Source organism: Vibrio sp. 10N.222.46.A1, from assembly GCF_041473595.1.
GTDB lineage: Bacteria > Pseudomonadota > Gammaproteobacteria > Enterobacterales > Vibrionaceae > Vibrio > Vibrio tasmaniensis_A.
Genome location: NZ_JBFRSN010001026.1, coordinates 1 through 2,204 on the forward strand (window position 1 = coordinate 1; position 2,204 = coordinate 2,204).

The following is a 2,204-nucleotide window of genomic DNA, read 5'->3' on the forward strand; positions in this document are numbered from 1 at the left end:
TTGTTCCTCAGCTATTCGCTGAAATGGGCGGCGTAGTTGGTCTTCTATTTGCTCTTATGTTCTTCGTTGGTCTAAGTGTAGCGGCACTGACTTCTTCAGTATCTCTACTTGAAGTTGTTGTTTCGTACCTAATCGATGAGAAAGGCATGAAGCGTGTAACAGCTGTACTGTCTGCAAGTGTCGTAATGGCGATTCTATGTATCTTCGCTTCTCTATCACTTGGCGGTTTCGGTCCAACACTGTTTGGTACTGGTGCATTTGATATCTTCGACTTACTAACGGATAAAATCTTCCTAGCAGTTGGCGGTATGTTGGTATGTATCTTCGCTGGTTGGAGACTAAACCGTGCTGACCTAGAGAAAGAAATCACTAACGACGGTGAAGTATCTTTCCCACTATTCGGTCTATGGTACACACTCGTTAAGTACATCATCCCAGTAGCTATCGCTATCGTAGCGTTCATGGGTATCTCTTCTGGCTTCGACAGCGGTAAAGGTGCAATCATGCTACTAGGTATTGGTATCATTGCCGGCTCTGCGCTTATTTCTAAGAAGCTATAATTCTTAGAAACTCTAATCGCAAACTAAAGTTAATTGATAAGCGGGAGCCATTGGCTCCCGTTTTTTATGCGACGTACTTATTGTTTTTCGAGAAATAAAAACATCGTCCCCTAAAGTTATCCGTGTGGTGGCCGATATATCTTTCGGTTAGGCTATATCGGCCTGTATTTATTTTAGGTAGGTGTTCTGTGAAATTGTCAGTGAGAAAAAAACTATATTTGGGTTTTGGATCTATATTGGCGGTGCTTGTCACGTTAGTAGGGATTGTATCGATAGAAGTGATTGGGGCTCACGAGAGCTCTGATGAAATTAGACTGGATGATGTTCCAGGAACTGTTACCTACCTTATATTGATCGATGAAGCTGGTGATGTTTACCGTGATGCTTTGGGCGCGGTTGTTCAGGGCGGTAATGCGCTCAATGATTATCGAGCTAATAAGACTCAATTTTCTCAAGCAATTGAAGAAGCAAAGCGTTTAGAGAGTAAAGGCTCAGAGGACCATCGTCGTGTTCAGCGAATTGAAGAGCTAATGGGGCGCTTTACTCAAGAGTTTGAATCGAAGCTCGTACCTATGCTTAATGATGAAACTGCATTGTTATCAAATATCCAGCAGCTTCGCTCTTTGTATGAGAGTAATCTTATCCCGATTGAAAATTTGCTTGATCAAGCATCTGAAAGTGAGATTGCTGATACAGAGCGAGCTCTGCTAACACTAACGGATTCGTTTATTACAATCGAACGCACGATTATGGTGTTGACTGCGGTTGCGATTGTGTTTGGTTGCGTAATTGCGTTTGTATTGTCTAGCTCTATTACTAATCGCTTAACTCGTGTAGAGCAAGTTGCACGACGCGTAGCAAATGGTGATCTAACGGCAGGTGACATTGTTGATGATTCTGGTGATGAGTTGGCTGACCTTGCTCAATCGATCAACCAGATGCAAAAGTCATTGGTCGATCTCCTCGGTTCTATCTCATCAGTGACTACCCAAGTTCAATCCGTTACTGGTGAGCTATCATCAATCAGCCACGACATCGTATCTGGCGCCTCTGCTCAAGCAGATAAAGCGACATTGATTGCGACTGCGGCAGAAGAACTAAGCTTAACCATTTCTGAAGTAGCGCAACAAGGTACTTCTACTTATGAAGAAGCGCGCCGCTCAGAAACGTCTGCAGAAGACGGTCGTAAAGTGATCGTGGAGATGGTTGCGAGCATCCAACAAGTGTCTACTCAAATGAGCGACATGTCGTTACAAATGAACACGCTGGGTTCACATGGCGAGCAGATTGGCAGTGTTATCAAGGTAATCGAAGATATCGCAGAACAAACCAACCTCTTGGCTCTGAACGCGGCTATTGAAGCTGCGCGTGCTGGTGAGTTCGGTCGTGGTTTTGCCGTGGTAGCTGATGAAGTACGAGCGCTAGCGGAGAGAACGACTAAAGCAACACAAGAAGTGTCTGGTATCATCCAATCTATTCAATCTGGTACTCAAGAAGCGGTTACTTACACTCAAGACAACTGTCGTTTAGTTGAAATTGGTGTAGAGCAAAGTACAGGGGCGGTATCGGCTCTAGAAGCAATTGTTAGCGGTGCGGGCAACGTACAAAGCATGGTTAACTCAATTGCGACTGCGGCAGAAGAAC

1 protein-coding gene and 1 pseudogene are annotated in these 2,204 nt (G+C 44.4%); both read left to right on the top strand.

Going from position 1 to position 2,204, the window contains the following annotated elements; all coding sequences use genetic code 11:
* Positions 1–560 (top strand): annotated as a pseudogene (locus AB4496_RS23325) (sodium-dependent transporter); the annotation flags it as partial.
* A 188-nt stretch (positions 561–748) separates the two neighbouring features.
* On the top strand, positions 749–2,204 hold a 1,456-nt coding region (locus tag AB4496_RS23330), incomplete at its 3' end, for a methyl-accepting chemotaxis protein (RefSeq protein WP_372104608.1).